The organism is Chloroflexota bacterium (assembly GCA_016875875.1).
GTDB lineage: Bacteria > Chloroflexota > Dehalococcoidia > GIF9 > UBA5629 > 9FT-COMBO-48-23.
Genome location: VGOP01000002.1, coordinates 137996 through 160779 on the forward strand (window position 1 = coordinate 137996; position 22784 = coordinate 160779).

A 22784-nucleotide genomic window follows, 5' to 3' on the forward strand; every position below is an offset into this window, starting at 1 on the left:
GCGAAAAAGTCACATTGGGTCACGTTGCCTCACATTGGTGGTTTCAAAAAACTTTGCACACAAAGATATTCAAGTTTGCTCGCTAAACTTAAGATTTCGTGTTAGAATTGGAATCCTTAGCGCATATTATTTTGGTGATCGATGTTATGTACCTTGGGAAATTATTCGCCCTCAATGCGGTACGAATCTACCTGGTTCCGCTGATCCTCGGCTAGTGAATATGCCTGGTGGCTCTAGGCCAGCACTTTTGGCTGCAATAGTCCCACAGATGCGGAGGTAAAATAATGGAAAATGGGAAATACCAGTTTGCCAGAACTTTGCGCTGCAAAAACCTTAATGTTCCGGGCACCTTGGGCAAATTAGCTACAGCCATCGGTAGAGTTGGAGTAGATATCGGCAATTTAACAACGGTGCATTTGGGGCATTATTATACTATCAGAGACATTGAAGTGCTTATCAAGAATGAAGAGGAGCTGGCACATTTAATAGAAGAGGTGTCGAAACTACCAGAGGTCACTGTTCTCGAGGTCAGGGACGATGTGCTCGACCTTCACAAAGATGGGAAAATCAAGACGGTAAGCATCCACTCTATCAACTCGATAGACATTCTAAGGAAGGTATACACCCCTGGCGTTGCTGAAGTATGTAGATTAATCTCGGAGCGGCCAGGGCTTAAATATACCTACACAAACATCCCTTACTCTGTGGCTATTGTTACTGACGGCACTGCCATACTCGGACTGGGGAACATTGGTCCGGTGGCAGGAATGCCCGTTATGGAGGGAAAGGCTGCTCTGCTCCAGGAGCTGGTTGGAGTTAGTGGAGTTCCTATCTTATTGAACACTACCGACCCTGACAAAATTGTAGAAACCGTAAAATATATTGCTCCAACGTTTGGAGGCATTCAGCTAGAGGACATAGCGTCACCAAGATGTTTTCCAATTCAGGACGCGTTAGAAAAAGACCTGGATATCCCCGTTATGCATGATGACCAGCAAGGTACCGCTGTGGTGACACTGGCAGCTCTGCTTAATGCTTGTAAGATTTGCAGCATGGCACTTGAGGAGGCAAAGGTCGGCCTTATCGGCCTAGGTGCCGCTGGTCTATCTATTGGAAAGTTTATCCTGAAATACACAGGTAAGCCTGCCTTAGGTACGGCCAGGACTGAGGCCAGCGTTAAACGGCATGCAGAACACGGAGGCACTCCAAGCAATTTAGATGAGATCATGCAAACGGCTGATATCGTCATCGGCACCAGTGGTGTACAGGGGCTGATAAAACCGAACATGGTCAGGAAAGGACAGATAATTTTTGCTTTGACGAATCCGTATCCGGAAATTGCCCCGGATATCGCTACGAAATCGGGTGCTGCTCTAGCTGTTGATGGTAGGACGGTCAATAACTTGCTCGGCTACCCCGGAATTTGGCGGGGAACACTGGATGCAATGGCTACTAAGATAGACTATGAGATGTATAAAGCCGCTGCCTTGGCCATTGTTAGCACTACAGACGAAGGCGAGCTTGTCCCCAACCCACTCGACCCTAAAGTGCACTTAGCGGTAGCTCATGCTGTAGCCAAGGCTGCTGTGGAGTCAGGTGTTGCCCAGCGACCTCTGGATAATGACTATTTTGAAAATACCAGTATCAAAGAGCCGCCCTGGGCATAGTTTTTGCGCAAGATGTCTTATTGTTATATCAAATTATTAGCAAGGCCTGAAACACTTCCAAGTACAAGCTAATAAATCGCCTCTTTTCATTTTAGTAAAAGCGTGGTATTGTAAGGTAGGGCTGCTGCCCCGGGACGAGGAGCGTTGATGGCTGAACATGAAGTAGTACATGTTGCAATAGCTCCCCCGGCTACGCTTGAGGAAGAGCTGGTAAAGAAAGTGGCAGCCATTGTGGCTAAGAATCCCTATGAGACTCGACTTCGCCTCACAGGAAAGATACCGAAAATCATCGCCAGCTATGACACCATGCAGATGGCGGAGTCAATTGCCCGGAGCTTAAGAGAGCTAGGGCTGGTGGCAATTGTGTGCACTGATTCGGAGCTTCGCAAGTCTTCACAAAGATATAAGGCACACACGCTGAAGTTTGAGGAGCAAGCAGTCATATTCTTGGACAGGAGTGGCCAAGCAAGGCGAATGGAGTCAAGGGAGTCGTTCTTGATTCTCAACGGAAGGATACAGACTTACACCGAGACAGAGGTAACCAAGACCGTAAGAAAACTAAATATTACAGCAACTGTATTGACTGGCGGCATTCCTATCAGACGCAAGGTCAAAGAAAAAACCACGACAACATCGTATCAAAGTGACAGTTTTGTCAGGCTCTACGGCCGGTTGTCGCCTGAGCCGTTTGTGGAGATACCCCAGCATGGTTTCGACTACTCGTTCCTGGGGGTGGAGATGGTCTCCTCCTCTACGGCAAACTTCAGCACTACCATCAGGAAAATAAGAGATGCTCTACCACAGGCGATTTTCGATGACAGGCTGGTAGCACCTTTTGGTTCGGATATGCATTCCACTGTGCCCCAGGAAAACATTGATATGAACTGCAAGTTGATTTACTGGTATCACCAGGCTGTGAGTGATCTCGGCTAGTCAGTACAGCCACAACTCGGGTAGATTGGAGCATCTGCTCCAGGCTATCCCCTGCTTCAAATACTGAATCCCAAGCTCAAAATTCCAATTTTCAAATGCAAAACAGTAGGGACGGATCTTAAGGTCTGTCCGCCTGTCCGTCTCGGACAGGTCTAAAGACCTGTCCCTACATTTGCCCATCATTCCTTGAGATGTAAAGGGAGTGTTATGAATCCACGGATAAACTATCCAGTTCGACTTCGCTTGACTGCTGCCTAGACCTCATCTACAATGATAGTGGCAGATTATTATGCTGGTTTGCCTTAATCAGAAACTGAGAGGTGGCCCGTCCTCTTCCCCACGTTTAAATTCTATTATCTTTTCTGTCTCTCCATTTTGCCACCAAAGGAGGTTACTCGTTGCCTAGGTTTTCTTTATTCCCCAGAGAAGAAAAGTTTTTCGTCCTTTTTGAGCAGAGCGCTCAGAACGTGGTTAAGATAGCTCATCAGTTACGAGACATGGTGAACACGTGGGAGAACGTTAAGGAAAGAGTGGGGGTAATAACTACTCTGGAGCATGAGGGTGACGCTATCACCCATCAAATTATCGCCCAATTACACCGTACCTTTGTGACCCCGCTGGACCGCGAGGATATCGCTCTGCTGGCTGAGTCTCTAGATGATATAACTGACTTCATCCACTCAGCGGCGGATGCTATGTTGCTCTATAAGGTGGACTGTCCCACTGATAGGGTCAGGGAACTTGCCGATATCGTGGTGCAGGCAGTCATTGAGGTCGAGAAGGGAGTGTCTGAAATACACGGCCGCATTGACCGGGATAAGCTTCTTAAGCTATGCGTGGAGATTAACCGCCTGGAGAATATGGGGGACAGCGTCTATCGCTCGGCACTGGCGGAGCTTTTTGTTAGCTCAACAGATTATGCTCACCTTATAAAGTGGCGTGAGATTTACGAGCATATAGAAACCGCCGTCGACAGGTGTGAGGATGTAGCCAACATCCTGGAAGGTGTGGCGCTGAAATATGCCTGAGACCCTATGGCAGACTTGTCTCTAACTCAGCCTGGCAGGATACGGTGGATTTAAGCTTATTATTTATAATCTTTATCATCGTCGTAGCCCTGATTTTCGATTTCACCAACGGCATGCATGATGCCGCAAATTCCATTTCCACTGTTGTCTCCACCAGGGTTTTATCGCCGAGACAGGCCGTCATCTGGGCAGCGTTTTTTAATTTCGTGGCTTTCCTTATTTTCGGCACGGCGGTGGCTAAAACCATCGGCCAAGGAATGATTGATGTCAATACAGTAACTCCAGTGGTAATCCTGGCTGGTGTTTGCGGCGCTATTGGTTGGAATATGCTTACCTGGTATTTGGGACTGCCTACCAGCTCTTCTCATGCTCTAATTGGCGGGTATGCCGGAGCCGCTATAGCCAAGAGCGGCTTCGGGGTGATTATAGCCAGCGGCTGGTACAAGACATTGGCTTTTATTGTCCTGGCGCCGGCTATTGGTCTAGTTTTAGGTTTTTTGTTAAAGGTTATTACAACATGGATGGCACGTAAGCAAACGCCGGCTGCGGTTGACAAGTGGTCTAGAGTTTCACAACTTTTTTCTGCGGCTCTTTATAGTTTGGGACATGGCGGCAATGACGCACAGAAAACTATGGGTATTATCACCAGTCTTCTCTTTACCGGGGGCTTAATCAGCGAATTTATAGTGCCTCTCTGGGTTGTCCTCAGCGCACACGCCGCCATTGCTCTGGGTACATTGAGCGGTGGTTGGCGGATTGTCAAAACAATGGGACAGAAAATCACCAAGTTAAGACCGATCGATGGTTTTTGTGCTGAAACGGCCAGCGCCTTCAGTATTTTCTTAGCCACTCATATGGGTATTCCAGTGAGCACTACACATGTTATCACCGGTGCTATATCAGGCGTGGGTTCTGCCAATCGGCTTTCTGCCGTGCGCTGGGGCGTAACTTTAACTATTGTTTGGGCCTGGATTTTTACTATCCCAGGCGCCGCTATCATAGCTAGTATCATTTATTTCTTAATTAGATTTATTCCATTAAACTGAAAATGTGTAGCCTCAGCGGCTAACGATGTGTATAATTAAACTGTTGGGGAGGTAATGACAATGGAAAAGAGCGCCAGTTTTAGCAAAGGTTTTCAGGAAATTCAAGATAAAGTCCTGGCTATGGGTGATATGGTAACGAAGGAGATAAACCGCTCAATTGAGGCATTGAAAAAACGGGACTTAAAGACTGCCCACCAGATAATTGCTGCTGATGCCAAGATCGATGAGCTGCGATACGCCATCGAAGACATGTGTATCGAGCTTGTGGGCACGCAGAAGCCGAAGACCAACGAGCTGCGTGTAATTGTGGCTGTGCTCAGTATCACAACAGAGCTTGAACGGATCGGCGACTATGCTGAAGGAATTGCCAGGATTGTAGTCATGATTGGCGATGAGCCACCCTTGAAACCACTGATTGATATTCCCAGGATGGCAGAATTGACCACCGAAATGATTGATAAAAGCCTCAAGTCTTTCGTCACCCGCGATGTGGAATTGGCAAAGCACGTCGTCACCATGGATAACGCTGTGGATGGTCTTTATGACCAGGTTTTTCGTGAGCTTCTCACCTTTATGATGGTCGACCCCAAGACCATTAATAGAGCGACCCGCCTCATCTGGGTTGCCCACAACCTGGAACGGGCTGCCGACAGGGTAACCAATATCTGCGAGCGTGTCGTCTTCACCGTGACCGGAAAGATGGAGGAGCTCGAGATTTCTAAATATTAACGAGCCAATCTGGCTATAGTTTTAGGTAAGTATCCCTTGACAACACGTATGTTTTGTGATATACTACGTGTATAAGGGGGATACGGAAATGACCGACAAAATCAAGGCAGAGTTTCAAAAATACACTCTGGCACAGTTTAAGCGTGAGTTCCCTGATGACGATGCCTGTTTGGAGTGGCTTAAGAACTATAGGTGGGCTGACGGCATCTATTGTCCTGTTTGCGACAGGGTAAGAAAGCACCACAAGATTAAGTCGAGACCTTGCTACAAGTGCGATTACTGCGGGCATGAGGTCTATCCCCTCGCTGGCACGATATTCCACAAGTCCGCCACGCCTTTGAGGACTTGGTTTGACGCCATGCTCTGGGTCGCCACCACTAGGTCTGGTCATTCCGCAAAGGAACTTCAGCGAATGACTGGCGTGACCTACAAAACAGCATGGAGAATGTTCAGGCAAATCAGGTCTTTGTTCGGTGAGGACACTATCCCTCTTAACGGCGAAGTCGAGGTTGATGAGTCTTATTTCGGTGGAACTAGGCGAGGTAGGCGGGGTCGTGGTGCTGAAGGCAAGACTGCTGTAATTGGCATTGTCCAAAGGCAAGGCAAGGTCACTGCCTCTGTTGTCTCCAATGTCAAAAGGTCTACTGTTATGCCTCTTATCAGCAAGAACGTGGCTCGGACTGCCATTGTCTATACTGATGAGTTTTTCAGCTACGATAGAGTTGCCAATGCTGGCTACAAACACAGAAGGGTTGAGCATGGTGCTAAGGTCTATGTTGACGGGGATGCCCATACCAACAGCATTGAGGGTTTCTGGTCTTTGGCGAAGCGTGGTATTAGCGGTGTCTATCATGCCGTATCCCCTAAATACTTGCAATCATACCTTAACGAATATACCTTTCGGTATAACCATCGCAACGATGAAATTCCCATGTTCAAACTCATTTTGAAGCGGATTTAGAATTGCCTTCAAGCTGATACTCTCCACTCTAGTTTCGGCATCTTGATATTTCTTGCAGCCCTCCCGCCGTACCATACGCCATTTTCTGATGCCAAAAACATCCTTATTCTCCATCGCATCAAATGTTTCCACGGCTGCGGTATAACGTAATGGCTAGTCATAATTATTAGCCTTATTAGTTCGCTTTGGTTTGGTTGTCTCCCAAAGTGTTTTTCGAATATGTAGCAAAGTTCCCGTAGTACCTTGCGTGAATATCTTGCGATAGAAGGTTTGACCAATAAGTTCCTTCTTTGTCTCCGATATTTGGGGTGTCTAACATAGTATAGTATGATTAGTGCTACTGCTATTACTACAGTCAATAATACAAGTAAGACAATCTCTGTTATTCCCACCTAATTATCTCCACACACATTACTTACGCTTCTTTGTTGGTTGTGCCGATTTCCTGACCAACTTGTGAAACTGCTCTCTAGTTATTTTACGCCTTTCCACCTTTCTCTTTGCTCTCTTTTTTGGTTTTATCTTTTGAACTTGATGACGTTTTGGCATGACTAGCACCCCTAACCAATTCTTTCAAAGCACTATCAATATTGTCTAACCTTTTATCAATATGTGTCAATTCTTTATCTAGCCGTTCGTTTGTTGACTTCAACTCACTTTTTATTCCCCTCTTTAATTTTTCTAATGCTGTAATCTCTGAATAATTCTTGAAAATTGCAGCTACCACTGACTTCCCCTGTATTTTGAAAGATGCAATGAAAATCAACAAAGTGATGCCAATAAATAGGATGAGTGTTATTGCACCAGTAGTTATAGTAATCACCTCTGCCACCCCCTCATCAAGGGGGTATATAACCCATGAAATACTTGTGAAAATAAGGAAGACAAAGTAAAAGATAGGCAATACATTGACGATAAATCTAAGCTCTTGCTTCTTAAAGTATGCCATTCTTCTCTTGCTATTACCCCTTGTTTGTTTAATAGACATTGTTGTCCCCTATTAAAAGCCTCATGCCTGATTTTAGTGTATAATATTCTTGGATAAAAGTAATACGTGGCAATAGGGGATACTTGCCTAGTTTTATTGTCTGACCTCTTTGAGTTGGCCCGGGAAAGTCGGCTCGTGTCTTACATCTACCGGTATCGGGTATCGGATTCCGCGCTCGTGGGTAGCTTCAAGACCTCTGATTACGCTGTCGAGTAAGTTGATAGGTATGGTGAAAGCCAGCTCATCATCCTGCACCATCGCCCAAACTCTATCGCCGTTTCCTGGCAGCACCACCTTTGGCTCCTTGGTCTTGAACGTTTGCAGGACTCCTTCAGTGCAGGTTCCCCCACGGCCGCTGAAAATAGAATGCACGCTTATACCTGTCTCCTGAGTTGCTCCATGTACCAGCCTCATCGCCTGCGCGGCATTGCAAAAAACCATGACCAGGTCCGGCTCGATTTTAGTTCTTTCCAGCGGAGAGAAAATCACCCCGGCATATGCTCCCTTGTTCAGCTTGACACTTGCCACAGCTTCCATGGTTGTTTTAGCTGCGTTGTCGTTGGCAGCGTAGTTCATTACTTTCATGAACTCCATTAAGGCATTTTTAATCTCCGGCTCTGACTCACTCCATCCGTAAGTGTATGCTGCTATTGGACAGGTATTGTCCTCGTTTGTCATGCCCACCGTCCAGCCGTACTTGCGGGTCAATGTCATCCCAACGCAGACATTCGTCTTGAAACCCATATCCTTGAAAGGACGCCTGGTTTTCTCGGGAAGGTCATCAGCGCTTTTCACCAGCTTGACGGCGATGGGGAAAGTCAGCGGTCGTATGAGCCTGTTAAGCACCTGCGCTCCCTCAATCCAATCCGGCATGGTGTCACCTCCAACTGTAGTCTCGGCAGTTTATTATTCTGCAAATGCCATTGTAGATATGAAATTAGGTGATGTCAACTTCTTTGCGGCTGTATTCTGAATTGTGTCTGTCCGCCTTGGACGGGGCTAAAGACCTATGCCTACCTCTCCCCCCACAAGTGCCTATTACCAAAATCCTCGCATATTGAGCTATATTGACCGCTATGTGAAAAATGTTGTGCATGCGCACTAGGAACAAAAGGGAGAGTTGCCAAAATGGTTTCCGCAGTTGGGGAAGGTCGTGGCGTGAGGATGAACGGTGGTCATCACGCCTCACGAAGTGACGATATGTTAATGTTATCTTCGTAGTCGAGTTTTTGCTGCAAGTTTTCAAATTAAGGCACCATAATAGCAGCTTCTGCAACCACGTCATTTTCTGTAAAAATCTCATCCAAGGGGCTTGACAAGGTTAATGCAACATGCTAATATGGTATACGGCAAGCGGTTGCCGTATACCATATACCAAGAGGAGAGAAATGAAGAGAATTTACGTAGAAGAAGAGGCTTGTATGGGCTGCGGGCTTTGCCGGGTCTACTGCCTGACTGAGCATTCTAAGACACGAGATATTGGAAAGGCGTTTAAGAGAGAGTCTCCGCGACCTTTATCGCGCATCCGTGTGGAGAGAAATGGGGAGGTGTCTTTCTCCCTGCAGTGTCGACATTGCGACGAGCCTTGGTGTGTTTACTCTTGCCTCACCGGCGCTATGCATAGAGATGAAATCACTGGAGCCATAGCTGTTGACGCTGAAAAGTGTATAGGTTGTTGGACATGTATAGTAGCCTGTCCTAATGGAGCACTTGCCCGGGATGGAGATAGAAAGATTGTGGCAAAGTGTGACTTGTGTCCGGGAAGTGATGTGCCAGCTTGCGTGGCCAATTGCCCAAATGAGGCGCTTGTATTTGTGGAAGATGGCAAAGTTGGATAACTCATTCGAAGTTAGTAGTCGATATTCCAGGAGTAAGAGGTGAAATGATTGCCATAATCGATTACGGCGCAGGGAATCTGGGTAGTGTTGCCAATGCAATTATAGGGCTGGGCTATCAGCCGAATATCACTGATAAACCAGGCGACATGCTCAGTTCCGCGGCTGTTATTCTGCCGGGAGTTGGTGCTGCCGGTGACGCCATGGAAAAACTGGAGGCTATAGGTATGACAGATGCAATTCGACAGTTGATACATGAGAATCGGCCATTATTCGCCGTTTGCGTCGGATTACAGCTTCTTTTTTCCAGCACTGAGGAAGGTGGCTGGCACAGATGCTTAGGAGTAATCCCTGGGACTGTAAAGAGACTGCCTAATGGACTTAAAGTCCCTCATATGGGCTGGAACCAGGTCAGGCAGCAAGTGAAACACCCTATATTTAATGACATACCGGACGGAGCCAATTTTTACTTTGTTCATAGCTATTACGTTGACCCGGATGATACTTCGGTTATAGCCGGCACTACAGACTACGGCGTACCTATGTGCAGTGTGGTTATCAAGGACAATCTGGTGGCAACCCAGTTCCACCCAGAGAAAAGCGGCAAATGGGGTTTAAGGATGTATTCTAACTTTTTGGAAACGGCACTGAGCGAGGAAGGACAATATGAAAAATAGGAAAGCAATTAGAACTGAATACCTAATCATAGGCAACTCAGCCGGTGGCATAGGGGCTGCTGAGAATATTCGCGAGGTCGACAAGACAAATTCCATAACAATAGTTTCCGACGAGCCCTACCCGGCATACTCTCGCCCTCTAATATCAAAATATCTGGCTGGTGAACGTACTGTGGATGAAATACTGTTCCGGCCTGTTGATTTCTACGGCCGAAACGATATCGGACTTCTGTCGGGCATCAAGGTGCAAAACCTGAACCTAAACCGTCAGATTGCTCAACTGGATAACGGAGAGCAAATTATATGGGGAAAACTGCTGCTTGCCACAGGTGGTATACCTATAGTGCCTAAGATGAAGGGCGGCGATAAGAATGGTGTATTCACATTCCTGACCATTAAGGACGCCATGGCAGTAGATGAGTTTATAAACGATGGTTTCCAAGCCGTCGTAATCGGTGGCGGACTTATCGGCATCAGCGTGACTGAAGCATTGGTGAAGCGAGGGGTTGGTGTCACTGTGGTCGAAATGAAAGACAGGATACTTAATACTATACTCGACGAAACAGCATCTTCCATCGCTGAAGAGACTCTCAGGCAAGCCGGCGTTAGGATCATCACCAACCAAACTGTGGCGGATGTAGTCGGAGAAACACACACCGAGGGGGTTATCCTAGATAATGGCGAAAAAATTCCGTGCAACCTGGTGGTTATGGCGATTGGGGTATTGCCACGTGCTGAACTTGCGCTTGGTACTGAGATAAAAGTGAATCGCGGTATATTAGTAGACCGCCTTATGTCTACAAATTATCCGAATGTTTACGCCTGCGGAGATGTAGCCGAAGCTTATGATTTTGTTTATGACACAAACCGAGTGACTCCTATATGGCCCAATGCGTACATCGGGGGTAGGGTCGCCGGCTATAACATGGCAGGTGTCAGGGCTGAATACCGGGGTGGTACAGCTATGAATTCGCTCAACTATTTCGGGCTTGATATTACTACAGCCGGAGTAGTAGCTACTCCGCCTGACAGTAACTGGGAGGAAGTCGGTCAGCGGAACGATGGTGTTTATAAGAAGATTATCCTGAGTGGTGACTTGGTGATGGGAATGGTTTTTGTTGGAGATATCGAGAAATCCGGCATGGTTTTCAGTTTGATGAAAGACAGGGTTAACGTGGCTAATTTTAAGCAGGCGCTTCTGGCTGACGACTTTGGTCTGGCATATCTGCCTCGAGAGCTGTGGCAGGAGCGTCTGGGAAATGCCCTCGCCTCAGTGAATAACCGATGAATCTTGGAGTAGTGAGATGAAAGATATTGCAAAGATTAGCAATCCCTACTGCGATGACAAGGCAATCGACGCCTGCTCTATTTTTGGGATGATGGACACAACAGGTAAGTGTTTCTCGGGAAGGGACATAATAAAGGCTATTGCTAATATGCATGTACGTGGCAATGGGCTTGGTGGCGGATTCGCTGTTTATGGGTTGTACCCGGAATACGCTGACTTATACGCTTTTCACATTATGTATTTGAGCCGAGAAGGAAAGGCGGAAACAGAGGATTTTCTTAAACAGAAGTTTCAGGTGGTTCGTGATGGGGTAGTGCCGACCAAATCGACCGCTGCTATAACGAATCCGCCTCTGGTGTGGCGTTATTTCCTGGAAGTGAACCGCCGTGAATCTAAAGGGCAGTTGGATGATGACTATGTCGTAGATAGGGTCATGGATATCAATACCGGAATCAAAGATACCTTCGTTTTTTCCAGTGGCAAAAATATGGGCGTATTTAAGGGAGTTGGCTATCCTGAGGAGATAGCTGAATATTTCTGTTTGGAAGGTTATGAAGGATACCTGTGGACAGCACATGGCAGATTTCCTACTAACACCCCTGGTTGGTGGGGTGGGGCGCATCCGTTTAACATCCTGGATTGGACGGTAGTGCATAATGGTGAAATCTCGTCTTATGGCATAAACCGGCGCTATCTGGAGCAATTTGGCTATCATTGCACTCTACAGACTGATACTGAAGTGGTGGCTTATGCCGTTGACCTTCTAATTCGAAAACATTGTCTTCCCATAGAGGTAGTGGCCAAGATACTGGCGCCGCCTTTCTGGAATGATATAGAGCGCCGCCCTCTAGAAGAACAAGAGTTTTTCCAGGCTTTGCGTCAGGTGTACGGCAGTCTTTTGATGAATGGACCTTTCACCATAATCATTGCTCATCAAGGTGAAATGATTGGGCTTACTGATAGGATTAGGCTGCGCCCGCTAACTGCTGGCATAAAAGACCAAATGCTTTATCTCTCTTCAGAAGAGTCGGCAATTCGGCTGATTTGTCCTGACCTAGATAAGGCGTGGATTCCTATGGGTGGTGAGCCCATAATAGGTAGTTTAGAGAAACCGCTTCAACTAAGAAAAGGTATGGTGCCGGAGAAAGTGGCCAAAGTAAGATAGTTTGCAAAGAAGGATTCATAGCTATGCTGACAAAAAGAATTATACCTTGTCTTGATGTAACTCAGGGTCGTGTAGTGAAAGGTACAAGCTTTACAAACCTGTGTGATGCTGGTGACCCTGTGGAGCTTGCCTCATTTTACTACGGGGAAGGCGCTGATGAATTAGTTTTCTTGGATATCGGGGCTACCCCTGAAGGCCGTGATATTATGGTGGACGTAGTTGAATCTGTCTCGAAACAGGTTTTTATTCCACTTACTGTCGGTGGCGGACTGCGCAGTCTTGAAGATATGAGGCGTATGCTTGAGGCAGGCGCTGACAAAATTAGTGTGAACACTGCTGTTGTTTACGGCTCTGACCTCGTTGCCGAAGCAGCGCGTAGGTTTGGCTCTCAGTGCGTTGTGGTGGCTATAGATGCCAGACGGAACGAGAATGGCAACAAACCCGGGTGGGAAGTTTACACTCATGGTGGTCGAGTATCAACAGGCATAGATGCTGTGGGATGGGCAAAGAGGGCTGTTGAGTTGGGGGCGGGCGAAATACTGTTAACCAGTTGGGATGCGGATGGTCACAGGGCAGGCTACGATTTAAAGTTAACCAGCGCTATCAGCGAGGTGGTGACAGTGCCAGTTATTGCCAGTGGTGGTGCTGGAAGTCTGGAGCATTTGTATCAGGCACTTGTAGTCGGCAAAGCTGACGCAGTCCTTGCAGCCAGCATCTTTCACTACCGCACCTACTCTATACGTCAGGCAAAAGCCTATCTAGAGGAAAAAGGGATTCCGGTAAGAACAGATCAATAGATTGGAGTATCAAGATGAAGACTTATTTGCCACCAAAATTCATAATAGAAAGGGATTCAAACCGCTGCATCCAGTGCCAGGTGTGTGTCAATCAATGCAGTTTCGATGTGCACCATTATGATGCTGCTGATGATGAGGTGAGAAGCCAGGAGGAAAACTGCGTTGGCTGTCATCGGTGTGTGGTCTTCTGTCCTACTAATGCCGTGAGCATCAGGAAGAACCCTCTAGATTACAGGGAGAATTATAACTGGCGTCCTGAGGTAATTGAAGACATTATCAAGCAGTCGGAGACGGGTGGCGTCCTTCTTACTGGTATGGGGAATGACAAGAGCTATCGCGTATATTGGGACCATCTGGTTCTAAATGCCAGCCAAGTAACAAATCCTTCAATCGACCCGCTGCGTGAGCCTATGGAGCTGGTCACATATATCGGTCGTAAACCAGACAAGATCGAGGTTAGTGAAGGCGCCCTTAAGTTGAAGACGAAGCTGGCTCCCCAGGTCAAATTAGAAGTGCCGGTGATATTCTCTGCCATGTCTTATGGAGCAGTAAGTATAAATGTCCAGGAATCTCTCGCTCGAGCGGCTACTGAGTCTGGCACTTTGTGGAATACCGGTGAAGGCGGACTGCATCCGAAGCTGTACAAGTATGGCAAGAACACCATAGTCCAGGTAGCTTCGGGGAGGTTTGGCGTACATCCTGAGTACCTAGATGCTGCCGCAGTAGTTGAAATTAAGATCGGTCAAGGAGCTAAGCCTGGCATTGGTGGACATCTCCCTGGGGAGAAAGTGAGTGCCGAGGTAGCTATGACTCGCATGATTCCTAAGGGAACCGATGCTCTATCTCCAGCACCACAGCACGATATCTACTCTATAGAGGATTTGGCTCAATTAGTTTATGCTCTTAAAGAGGCTACGGACTACACCAAGCCAATATCGGTGAAAATAGCTGCTGTTCATAACTCGGCGGCAATTGCCAGCGGCATGGTTAGGGCAGGAGCGGACATGATAGTTCTCGATGGGTTGCGAGGTTCTACAGGTGCAGCTCCCAAAATCATCCGTGACAATGTTGGCATTCCAATTGAGATGGCTCTGGCCTCGGTGGATACGCGACTAAGGCAGGAGGGTATACGCAATCAGGCATCGGTAGTTATTGCTGGTGGCATCAGAAACAGTGGTGATGTGGCTAAAGCAATTGCTCTTGGCGCTGATGCTGTCTATATTGGCACTGCAGCTCTGATGGCTTTGGGTTGTACTTGTTGCCAGCAGTGTCATACCGGCAAGTGTGCTTGGGGTATTTGCACCAGCGACCTTGCTTTGACCAAAAGAGTTAATCCTGACATAGGAGCTAGACGTCTGGCCAACCTCCTTCGAGGTTGGAGCATTGAATTGAAGGATATACTCGGCGGTATGGGCATTAATGCCTTAGAGAGTCTGCGTGGCAATAGGCTGGCCTTAAGAGGTATTGGACTCACCGATACGGAGATGGAAATCTTAGGAGTAAGGATGGCAGGAGGTTAAAAATGGCACGTGCCGTCAAAGAAAAACAGAACTCAGTAGTGGAAATCGATGCCAGAGGCATTTTGGCTCGTGAGCTGAATGCTCGATTGAAGGCAGTTGTAGGTAACGGTACTAAAAGAATCGAGCTTCGAAATGTCTATGGACAGAGGTACATTGGCACCGACTTGGGTAAGCCCGTTGAGATTGAGATATTCGGCACGCCGGGGAATGACTTAGGAGCATTCATGGATGGGCCCAGAATTATCGTGCACGGCAACGCCCAAGATGGCTGCGGAAACACCATGAACGAAGGGGAAATCATAGTCCATGGTCATGCCGGCGACATCACCGGCTTATCGGCTCGGGGCGGCAAGATTTTTATAAGAGATGGTGTCGGCTATAGAGCCGGCATACACATGAAAGAATACGGAGATAAAAAGCCAGTGCTGGTCATCGGGGGAACTGCTCAGGACTTCCTCGGTGAATATATGGCTGGTGGAATTTTGGTCATTCTCGGCTTGAATTTGAAAGACGGCGAAACGCATCGCGCTAACTACATAGGGACAGGTATGCATGGTGGTGTTATCTATCTCAGGGGAAATGTCGCTGATTTCCAGTTAGGTAAAGAAGTGGGTGTGGCTGAGCTTGATGGGGATGACCACCTGAATTTAGAGAAGTACGTGGGCGAATTTGCATCTTACTTTGGTCATAATGCAAAGGAAATATTGAGGCACAGATTCATTAAGCTATTCCCACTTTATCTACGGCCGTACGGTAGGCTCTATGCTTATTAGTTAGGGAGGCTTTGAAAATGATTGGGCAAGAGACACGCGAGATAGAAAGAAAGATAGCTGCGATTCTAAGAGTGCTTAGCGATTCACCGGAACCACTGGGTGGTAGAGTGATATCTCGTCGACTTAAGGCACATGGTATAGACCTCGGCGAGAGGGCGGTGAGGTATCATCTCAAAATAATGGATGAGCGAGGCCTTACCCGGTCCATAGGTTATCGGGATGGCAGGTCAATCACTCAGCCCGGGCTTGAGGAGTTGAGGAGCGCATTGGTCTGCGATAAGGTGGGCTTTGTAACCGACAGGCTTGAGCTGCTTGCTTATCTAACTAGTTTCGATATGTCTGACCATACCGGGTATATTCCAATCGACGTATCTCTATTTCCCAAAAGAGAATTCACTCGAGCCCTAGAGGCGATGAAGTGTATTTTTGAAACTAGTCTCTGTTCCAGTAATCAAGTGGCTGTGGCTTCTGAGGGTGAAAGATTGGGAGAGACAATTGTTCCTCAAGGCAAAATAGGCTTTGCTATGGTGTGCAATGCCGTGTTCAGTGGGTCATTGCTTAAGGCTGGGATTCCGATAGATTCTAGGTTTGGCGGCATACTGCAGGTACGAGATCACATTCCGATGCGCTTTGTTGACCTTATTGAATACGAAGGATCTACGCTTGACCCGTTTGAGATATTCATTGCTGGAAGGATGACTTGTGTCATTGAAGCTGCAAGGAGAGGCGCAGGTAAGATACTTGCTAGCTTCCATGAGATTCCGATGCCCTCAAGATCAGCGGTTGAAGCAGTCCTGGAAAGATTAAGATTAGCTAACCTCTGCAATTCAGTCAAGCTGGGGAAGGCAAATGAGCCAGTGTGCGAAATCCCTGTGAGGCTAAACAAAGTTGGGTTGGTGCTTCTCAGCGGGCTTAACGCTGTGGCAGCGGCTGCAGAAACCGGTATAGATGTGACCAGTAAGGCGATGAACGGTGTCATTGGCGTTGGAGAATTAAGGAGTTTTTGGAGTTTGTAAGTGCTTACATATTGAGTGGATTGACGTTGTAAGAGGTATTAGCTTTGCACAGAGTATTCATAATAGCTAAAGACGACGGGGAAATTAAGGAACTGCATTCAGGGCTTACCCGTATGGGTTTTGTCTGTTCGGTTGCTAATAATAGCTCAAATTTATCTGAGGAGCTTATAAAACAAGCGTGTGATGTTTTGTTTATGGACATGGATGGATCACCAGCTTCAGCCCAGACTGAGTCGATGCTAGAGCAGCTCCGTGAATTGAGGATAACAAGACACTTTCCTGCTATCGCCCTTATCTCCGGTGAAGGATTAAGTCATTTTGATTCGAATTTGGAGATAGATGATTTCGTGGTTAAACCCTGGGACATAGCCGAGCTGGTGATTAGAGCAAAGCGAGTCATCAAGCGGGCAAAAAATGTACGAAGCGAAGATTTAGTAATATGCGACGATCTGGTGATAGACATCGATAAATGCGAAGTGTCCATCGATGGTAGGCTACTTGCTCTGACCTTTAAGGAATATGAGCTGCTTAAATTCCTAGCCAGGAATAAAGGAAGGGTTTTTGCACGAGAGGTTCTGCTCAATGAGGTCTGGGGATACGACTACTACGGCGGCGATAGGACGGTGGATGTGCACATAAGGAGACTGAGAAGCAAGCTCAACGACCCCGATAATACCTATATTCAAACCGTGAGGAATATTGGCTACAGATTCAGCAATGGAGTATAGACGATGAACCGCCATAGTAGGATTCTCTGCAAGATTCGCAACATATATTTAACATGTCTGTAATATGTTGGTAACAATTGCCGTCTAAACTAAGGTCAGGCAAATAAATAACGAAAGGAGGTGTGCGCATGTCCATAGATACCGGTGATACTGCCTGGCTATTGGTATCGACGGCATTGGTCATGCTCATGACGCCGGCGGTAGCCTTGTTTTACGGTGGAATGGTAAGAAGGAAGAACGTCCTCTCTACCATCATGATGAGCTTCGCTATCCTAGCTCTGGTGTCTATTCTCTGGGTTCTCTACGGTTATAGTTTGAGCTTTGGGTCAGACAAAGGTGGAATAATTGGAGGCCTTGAGTGGCTTGGATTGATGGGGGTGGGACAGGAGCCATCATCCATATACGCCCACACTGTCCCCCATCTAGCGTTCATGATGTTCCAGGCGATGTTTGCCATCATCACCGTGGCGCTCATCACTGGCGCCGTTGTGGAGCGCATTAAGTTTGGCTCGTTGCTCATCTTTTCCACTCTGTGGCTGACGCTGGTCTACTGTCTGGTGGCCCACTGGATATGGGGCAGTGGTGGCTGGCTTGCCAGACTGGGTGTTCTAGATTTTGCTGGGGGTTCTGTAGTGCATATAAATGCCGGTGTATCAGCACTGGCGCTGACCCTGGTGCTCGGTTCGCGCAAGGGATTCAAGGAGCGAGAACCTATGGAACCAAATAACATACCCATGGTCGTGTTAGGGAGTGGTCTACTCTGGTTCGGGTGGTTTGGTTTCAATGCCGGTAGTGCCTTGACAGCTGGTGGTTTAGCTTCCAATGCCTTCGTCACTACTAACACTGCTGGTGCGGCTGCCGCTCTGACCTGGATGATATTAGGTTGGATACACCGCAGGCCATCAGTTTTAGGTGTAGCTACCGGCGCTGTTGTAGGACTTGCCGCTATTACTCCAGCCTCTGGCTTCGTGCATCCCATTGCCAGCATACCCATCGGTGTCATAGCCGCCATGCTTTCATACTATGTTATGTTCTGGAGAAGCAGGGCAGGCAAAATAGACGAGTCTCTAGATGTCTTCGCCTGTCATGGGGTTGGTGGAACATGGGGAATTATAGCTACAGGCATTTTCGCCACAGGAGCAGTCGGCGGAGCCAAAGGGCTTATCGATGGCAATTGGCTGCAAGTTCCCATACAGATTGCTGGTATTGCTGTCATTATAGCCTTCGCTTTCAGTATAACCTGGCTATTGGCAAAGCTGGTGGATGTCACCATCGGTCTGCGCGTAAGCAGTGAAGAGGAAACAGTGGGGCTTGATATCTCACAGCACGGTGAACGAGCTTATGGAGGGCTGCTGAGATGAAGAAGATAGAGGCCATCATCAGAGAAGAAAAGTTAGACGCTGTCAGAATTGCCCTCGAAAGCCAGAGCTATTTCGGCATGACGGTCAGCGAGGTAATTGGTAGAGGCCGGCAAAAAGGGCTGACGCTGCAATGGCGAGTTGGAGAGTACTGCGTGAATTTTCTGCCCAAGATTAAGATAGAGGTCGTCGTCCTTGATGAGGATGTCCCCAAGGTGCTTAACGCAATTAGCACAAATGCTAGGACGGGGGAGGAGAGGGGTGACGGCAAGATATTCATCATCCCAGTTGAAGGTGCGGTACGTGTCAGAACCGGTGAGATGGATGAGAATGCAATATAAAGAGCAAAAAATAAATAAATAAAGGAGGCTAGAAATGGCAAAGAAAAGCAAAGAGGAGAGTAAAGAATACGTACTCAGGATGACAAAGGAGCATGATGTCAAGTTCATCAAGATGTGGTTCACCGATATCTTAGGTTTTCTGAAGAGCTTTGCCATCACCCGTGAGGAATTGGAGGAGGCATTTGAAGATGGCATGGGATTCGATGGTTCCTCCATCGAGGGATTTGCCCGGATCGACGAGAGCGATATGGTGGCCATGCCTGACCCTGACACCTTTCAATTGCTACCGTGGCGGCCACGAGAGCATCGTGCGGTGGCACGGATGTTCTGCGACATCCTGAAGCCTGGCGGCGAGCCTTTTGAAGGTGACCCCAGATATGTTTTGAAGTGGAACCTAAAGCGAGCGGCGGACATGGGCTACACGTACTATGTTGGTCCAGAGCTGGAATATTTCTACTTCAAGGATTCGAAGGGAACGGAGACACTTGATGAGGGAGGCTACTTCGACATGGTGCCTCTGGACGCGGCCACAGATTTGAGGAGGGAAACAGTGCTTATCTTGGATGAGATGGGCATCGGCGTGGAATACTCGCACCATGAAGTGGCGCATAGCCAGCACGAGATAGACATGAGGTACACAGATGCTCTGACCATGGCAGACAACGTGATGACTTATCGGTTAGTAGTGAAACAGGTAGCTTTACAGAATGGGTTGTATGCCACATTCATGCCAAAGCCTATTTTTGGCATCAACGGCAGTGGCATGCATGTACATCAGTCGTTGTTCAAGGGCGATAAGAATGCTTTCTTCGACCGCAATGATAAGTATAACCTGTCCAAGGTGGCCAAGAGTTTCATCGCTGGTCTGTTGAAGCATGCCCCTGAGATCACGCTAATTTGCAGCCAATGGGTGAACTCATACAAGAGGTTGGTGCCTGGCTACGAGGCTCCTGTTTATCTGTCCTGGGCTAGGCGGAATCGGGCTGACCTGATACGGGTACCCGAATACAAGCCTGGTAAGGAGAAGGCGACTAGGATAGAATTTCGGTCTCCTGATCCCGCCTGCAATCCCTATCTTGCCTTCAGTGTGATGCTGGCTGCTGGTCTGGATGGCATCGAAAAAGGGTACGAGCCGCCTGAACCAGTGGAGGAAAATGTTTATGAGATGACAGACGAAGAGAGAAAGAAAAAGAACATAGGCACTTTGCCGGCGAGCCTGTACGAAGCGATTCAGTTGTGTGAAAAGAGCCAGTTAGTGCGCAAAGCCTTGGGCGAGCACGTTTTTTACGCTTTCTTAAAGAACAAGAAAATGGAATGGGACCAATACCGGATCCATGTGACCGAGTACGAAACTAAGAGATATCTACCCATATTGTAGTTCGATGTTAAGTTTGTATAACCAAGCAAATTAATCTAAGAAGGAGGTGATTATAGAAAGTAATGATTGACTATGGCAGTAAGCAAAATCCAGTGAATATGATTAATTGGAGGTGAGTAATGTCATACAATTGGGGGCCACACTATATTGTTCCTACGGCGGTTCTGAAAAGCTATTCCGGGATGGTTGTATTAAGAGAAGAGTTTGATGAGGAGCTGCTACGCAAGGAGATGGAAGCACTGGGTGTCGCCGGCCCTATCGCGAAAATAACCAACCCCTGGTATTATCGTGAGAAAGGGGCAGAAACCTGGATTAAAATCGGGGAGTCGGCCGATGAGCATCAAAACTTTCCCACCAGATGGGATACAACCAGCCTAGAAGATGGGCAGTACGAAGTAATGGGACTGATGCACGTTTTCGTTAAGAAAAATGGTACGGAAATCGCCATTGCCCGGCAAAATGTAGTGGAGGTTAATGTTAAGAATTAGATTATTCAACAGTCGCCATCGATCATGCCTCTGATATCTCCACCGCGAGTTGGAAAATCAATTAGCAGTCATCGACTCAGATGGCTGCATATCAACTCGAGGTGTACTTGTCTGCGTGTTAAAATTACTAGCGGTATAGCATCGTGGAGGGGAACAAACACATGCGCAAGCTGCGTATTGGCATGGCTCAAATCAATGTCACTGTAGGTGATTTTGCTGGCAATACAAAAAGAATCCTGAAAGCCATTACCGAGGCCAGGTCTTTAGGAGTTGACCTTATTACCTTTCCCGAACTTGCTATGTGTGGCTATCCACCAGAAGACCTTCTGTTTAAACCACAGTTTATCGAAGAAAACTTAAAGTGCCTTGACAAAGTTATTGAGCATACCTCTGGGCTTGCAGTCGTTGTTGGCTTTGTTGATGCTAAGGAGGATATTTACAACGCTGCAGCAATTATTAACGATGGCAAGCTCTGTAGCGTTTATCACAAGATATACTTGCCAAACTACGGCGTGTTCGACGAAAACCGCTATTTTCAGGCTGGCAGGGAATGTCCAATGTATGTAATAAGTGGCGTCGGGGTGGGCGTGAATATTTGCGAAGATATCTGGTACGAAGCCGGGCCAGCTACTGCTCAGGCATATGCTGGAGCAGAAGTAATAATAAACATAAGTGCTTCACCTTACCACGCCGGCAAAGGCGATTTTAGAGAAAAGATGCTGGGAACTCGTGCTTCAGACAATGTGGCTATTGTCGCCTATACCAACCTTGTGGGCGGACAAGATGAACTGGTTTTCGATGGTAGTAGCATGGTGCTGAATGAAAAAGGAGAGCTTGTAGCTAGAGGTAAGCAATTTGAAGAGGATTTGATTGTGGTTGACCTTGATGTGGAAGCCGTTTTTCGCACTCGTCTACATGACCCGAGATGGAGGAAAGAGACACTGTTGCTACAGGATCAACGATGGCACACAGCCAAAATAGTATTGTCTGAGTTGCCTTTTAGTGCTTCAAAACCAGCGTTGCTACCGAGGCAAGTTGAGGTGCGCAGCCTTCCCGGTGAGGTCTATGATGCTTTGGTGCTGGGAACACATGACTACGTATTAAAGAACGGCTTTGAAAAGGTGGTGATAGGACTTTCTGGGGGCATTGATTCCAGCTTGGTAACTACTATTGCTGTTGATGCCTTAGGCTCAGCCAATGTGATAGGAGTATCAATGCCTTCGAGGTATTCTTCGTCTGGGAGCATCTCTGATGCTGAGCTTCTGGCTCAGAATTTGGGCATCAAGCTTATTACTGTATCCATCGAGAAGGTATATCAAGCCTGCCTTGAAATATTGACAGACCAGTTTCGTGATGCTAAGCCAGATGTAACTGAGGAGAACATACAGGCGCGTATCCGAGGCAATATTCTGATGGCTCTATCTAACAAGTTCGGCTGGCTTGTTTTTACTACTGGTAATAAGAGTGAGATAGCCACCGGCTACACCACTTTATATGGAGATATGGCCGGTGGTTTTGCCGTGATAAAGGATGTGCCCAAGACTTTGGTCTACCAGCTTGCCAAGTATCGTAACTCGGTAGCTGGGCGTGAACTCATCCCGCCGAGCGTTATAAATAAGGCACCGTCGGCTGAGTTAAGGCCTGAACAGAAAGATACCGATAGTTTACCGTCCTATGACTTGCTCGACCCCGTTCTAACGGCTTATGTTGAGGAGGATAGAAGCGTTGAGCAAATTATTGATATGGGTTTTAAAAAGGAGGTAGTTGAACGTGCAGCTCGACTGGTTGACACCAGCGAATATAAGCGGCGTCAGGCACCGCCGGGTATTAAGATAACACCTAGAGCTTTCGGTCGCGACAGAAGGTTGCCTATAACCAATCGATTTCATGAATGTTAATTGGTAAAAAATACACTATCCGGGAATATTTGGCTAGACGCGACTAGTTAAGTAGAAGCAAGTTCTCAGTAATACCCCTGAGCATTACAACCGTAGACAATCAAGTATTCTGTTTTTGCATTGGAGATAGTATAATACATGGTAACCTATATAAGGCATTGTCATAAAAC

At 47.3% G+C, this 22784-nt stretch carries 22 protein-coding genes; 20 read left to right on the forward strand and 2 right to left on the reverse strand.

Annotated features, from left to right (window positions below; genetic code table 11):
- Positions 1–284 precede the first annotated feature (284 nt).
- The 6 genes from FJ023_02105 (at position 285) to FJ023_02130 (ending at position 6364) form a co-directional block, all read left to right on the forward strand.
- Positions 285–1667 (forward strand): NAD-dependent malic enzyme, encoded by a 1383-nt coding sequence (locus FJ023_02105; GenBank protein ID MBM4446132.1) that lies wholly within the window; start codon positions 285–287, stop codon positions 1665–1667.
- 147 nt (positions 1668–1814) lie between these two features.
- Entirely contained in the window at positions 1815–2600 is a 786-nt protein-coding gene (locus FJ023_02110) for a hypothetical protein (protein MBM4446133.1), read from the forward strand.
- A 398-nt stretch (positions 2601–2998) separates the two neighbouring features.
- Positions 2999–3628, forward strand: a complete 630-nt coding sequence (locus tag FJ023_02115) for a DUF47 domain-containing protein (protein ID MBM4446134.1) — start codon at positions 2999–3001, stop codon at positions 3626–3628.
- Between the two features lie 113 nt (positions 3629–3741).
- The gene (locus tag FJ023_02120; protein ID MBM4446135.1) at positions 3742–4674 is read left to right on the forward strand and encodes an inorganic phosphate transporter; all 933 of its coding nucleotides are present in this window, start codon (positions 3742–3744) and stop codon (positions 4672–4674) included.
- Between the two features lie 60 nt (positions 4675–4734).
- Positions 4735–5403: a phosphate signaling complex protein PhoU gene (gene phoU, locus FJ023_02125; protein MBM4446136.1), complete on the forward strand. Its 669-nt coding sequence runs from the start codon at positions 4735–4737 to the stop codon at positions 5401–5403.
- Positions 5404–5491: 88 nt separating this feature from the next.
- Positions 5492–6364 carry an IS1595 family transposase gene (locus FJ023_02130; protein MBM4446137.1) on the forward strand — a complete coding sequence of 291 codons (873 nt, stop codon included), beginning with the start codon at positions 5492–5494 and terminating at the stop codon, positions 6362–6364.
- Positions 6365–6842: 478 nt separating this feature from the next.
- On the opposite strand, the gene FJ023_02135 is transcribed toward FJ023_02130, so the two are convergent.
- Positions 6843–7352, reverse strand: coding sequence for a hypothetical protein (locus FJ023_02135; protein MBM4446138.1), 510 nt, complete (start codon positions 7350–7352; stop codon positions 6843–6845).
- Between the two features lie 93 nt (positions 7353–7445).
- A complete protein-coding gene (locus FJ023_02140) occupies positions 7446–8225 on the reverse strand; it encodes a hypothetical protein (GenBank protein MBM4446139.1) in 780 nt (259 codons plus the stop codon).
- Positions 8226–8740: 515 nt separating this feature from the next.
- Between FJ023_02140 and FJ023_02145 the strand changes: the two genes are divergently transcribed.
- The 14 genes from FJ023_02145 (at position 8741) to FJ023_02210 (ending at position 22614) form a co-directional block, all read left to right on the forward strand.
- A complete protein-coding gene (locus FJ023_02145) occupies positions 8741–9190 on the forward strand; it encodes a 4Fe-4S dicluster domain-containing protein (protein MBM4446140.1) in 450 nt (149 codons plus the stop codon).
- Between the two features lie 44 nt (positions 9191–9234).
- Entirely contained in the window at positions 9235–9864 is a 630-nt protein-coding gene (gene hisH, locus FJ023_02150) for an imidazole glycerol phosphate synthase subunit HisH (GenBank protein MBM4446141.1), read from the forward strand.
- 7 nt (positions 9865–9871) lie between these two features.
- Positions 9872–11152 (forward strand): NAD(P)/FAD-dependent oxidoreductase, encoded by a 1281-nt coding sequence (locus FJ023_02155; protein ID MBM4446142.1) that lies wholly within the window; start codon positions 9872–9874, stop codon positions 11150–11152.
- Between the two features lie 16 nt (positions 11153–11168).
- Positions 11169–12317 (forward strand): hypothetical protein, encoded by a 1149-nt coding sequence (locus FJ023_02160; protein MBM4446143.1) that lies wholly within the window; start codon positions 11169–11171, stop codon positions 12315–12317.
- Between the two features lie 23 nt (positions 12318–12340).
- Positions 12341–13114: an imidazole glycerol phosphate synthase subunit HisF gene (hisF, locus tag FJ023_02165; protein MBM4446144.1), complete on the forward strand. Its 774-nt coding sequence runs from the start codon at positions 12341–12343 to the stop codon at positions 13112–13114.
- Positions 13115–13128: 14 nt separating this feature from the next.
- Complete coding sequence (locus FJ023_02170) at positions 13129–14634, forward strand: FMN-binding glutamate synthase family protein (protein MBM4446145.1); 1506 nt, start codon at positions 13129–13131, stop codon at positions 14632–14634.
- A gap of 2 nt (positions 14635–14636) precedes the next feature.
- Complete coding sequence (locus FJ023_02175; protein MBM4446146.1) at positions 14637–15407, forward strand: hypothetical protein; 771 nt, start codon at positions 14637–14639, stop codon at positions 15405–15407.
- 17 nt (positions 15408–15424) lie between these two features.
- Positions 15425–16423 carry a DUF128 domain-containing protein gene (locus FJ023_02180; GenBank protein ID MBM4446147.1) on the forward strand — a complete coding sequence of 333 codons (999 nt, stop codon included), beginning with the start codon at positions 15425–15427 and terminating at the stop codon, positions 16421–16423.
- Between the two features lie 44 nt (positions 16424–16467).
- Positions 16468–17151, forward strand: a complete 684-nt coding sequence (locus FJ023_02185; GenBank protein ID MBM4446148.1) for a response regulator transcription factor — start codon at positions 16468–16470, stop codon at positions 17149–17151.
- A gap of 134 nt (positions 17152–17285) precedes the next feature.
- Positions 17286–18512 (forward strand): ammonium transporter, encoded by a 1227-nt coding sequence (locus tag FJ023_02190; protein MBM4446149.1) that lies wholly within the window; start codon positions 17286–17288, stop codon positions 18510–18512.
- Positions 18509–18850: a P-II family nitrogen regulator gene (locus FJ023_02195; GenBank protein ID MBM4446150.1), complete on the forward strand. Its 342-nt coding sequence runs from the start codon at positions 18509–18511 to the stop codon at positions 18848–18850. Before FJ023_02190 ends, FJ023_02195 begins: the two co-directional genes overlap by 4 nt.
- Positions 18851–18884: 34 nt before the next feature.
- Entirely contained in the window at positions 18885–20228 is a 1344-nt protein-coding gene (gene glnA / locus FJ023_02200) for a type I glutamate--ammonia ligase (protein ID MBM4446151.1), read from the forward strand.
- A gap of 119 nt (positions 20229–20347) precedes the next feature.
- Positions 20348–20716, forward strand: a complete 369-nt coding sequence (locus tag FJ023_02205; GenBank protein MBM4446152.1) for a hypothetical protein — start codon at positions 20348–20350, stop codon at positions 20714–20716.
- A gap of 161 nt (positions 20717–20877) precedes the next feature.
- A complete protein-coding gene (locus tag FJ023_02210; protein MBM4446153.1) occupies positions 20878–22614 on the forward strand; it encodes an NAD+ synthase in 1737 nt (578 codons plus the stop codon).
- The last annotated feature ends 170 nt before the right edge of the window (positions 22615–22784 follow it).

Bases quoted from the DNA above. Each gene is read 5' to 3' on its own strand.
- FJ023_02120 (MBM4446135.1), top strand. From the start codon at position 3,742: ATGCATGATGCCGCAAATTCCATTTCCACTGTTGTCTCCACCAGGGTT.
- FJ023_02180 (MBM4446147.1), top strand. From the start codon at position 15,425: ATGATTGGGCAAGAGACACGCGAGATAGAAAGAAAGATAGCTGCGATT.
- FJ023_02170 (MBM4446145.1), top strand. From the start codon at position 13,129: ATGAAGACTTATTTGCCACCAAAATTCATAATAGAAAGGGATTCAAAC.
- hisH (MBM4446141.1), top strand. From the start codon at position 9,235: ATGATTGCCATAATCGATTACGGCGCAGGGAATCTGGGTAGTGTTGCC.
- phoU (MBM4446136.1), top strand. From the start codon at position 4,735: ATGGAAAAGAGCGCCAGTTTTAGCAAAGGTTTTCAGGAAATTCAAGAT.
- FJ023_02130 (MBM4446137.1), top strand. From the start codon at position 5,492: ATGACCGACAAAATCAAGGCAGAGTTTCAAAAATACACTCTGGCACAG.
- FJ023_02175 (MBM4446146.1), top strand. From the start codon at position 14,637: ATGGCACGTGCCGTCAAAGAAAAACAGAACTCAGTAGTGGAAATCGAT.
- FJ023_02195 (MBM4446150.1), top strand. From the start codon at position 18,509: ATGAAGAAGATAGAGGCCATCATCAGAGAAGAAAAGTTAGACGCTGTC.
- FJ023_02140 (MBM4446139.1), bottom strand. From the start codon at position 8,225: ATGCCGGATTGGATTGAGGGAGCGCAGGTGCTTAACAGGCTCATACGA.
- FJ023_02145 (MBM4446140.1), top strand. From the start codon at position 8,741: ATGAAGAGAATTTACGTAGAAGAAGAGGCTTGTATGGGCTGCGGGCTT.
- FJ023_02135 (MBM4446138.1), bottom strand. From the start codon at position 7,352: ATGTCTATTAAACAAACAAGGGGTAATAGCAAGAGAAGAATGGCATAC.
- FJ023_02160 (MBM4446143.1), top strand. From the start codon at position 11,169: ATGAAAGATATTGCAAAGATTAGCAATCCCTACTGCGATGACAAGGCA.
- glnA (MBM4446151.1), top strand. From the start codon at position 18,885: ATGGCAAAGAAAAGCAAAGAGGAGAGTAAAGAATACGTACTCAGGATG.
- FJ023_02205 (MBM4446152.1), top strand. From the start codon at position 20,348: ATGTCATACAATTGGGGGCCACACTATATTGTTCCTACGGCGGTTCTG.
- FJ023_02105 (MBM4446132.1), top strand. From the start codon at position 285: ATGGAAAATGGGAAATACCAGTTTGCCAGAACTTTGCGCTGCAAAAAC.
- FJ023_02110 (MBM4446133.1), top strand. From the start codon at position 1,815: ATGGCTGAACATGAAGTAGTACATGTTGCAATAGCTCCCCCGGCTACG.
- hisF (MBM4446144.1), top strand. From the start codon at position 12,341: ATGCTGACAAAAAGAATTATACCTTGTCTTGATGTAACTCAGGGTCGT.
- FJ023_02210 (MBM4446153.1), top strand. From the start codon at position 20,878: ATGCGCAAGCTGCGTATTGGCATGGCTCAAATCAATGTCACTGTAGGT.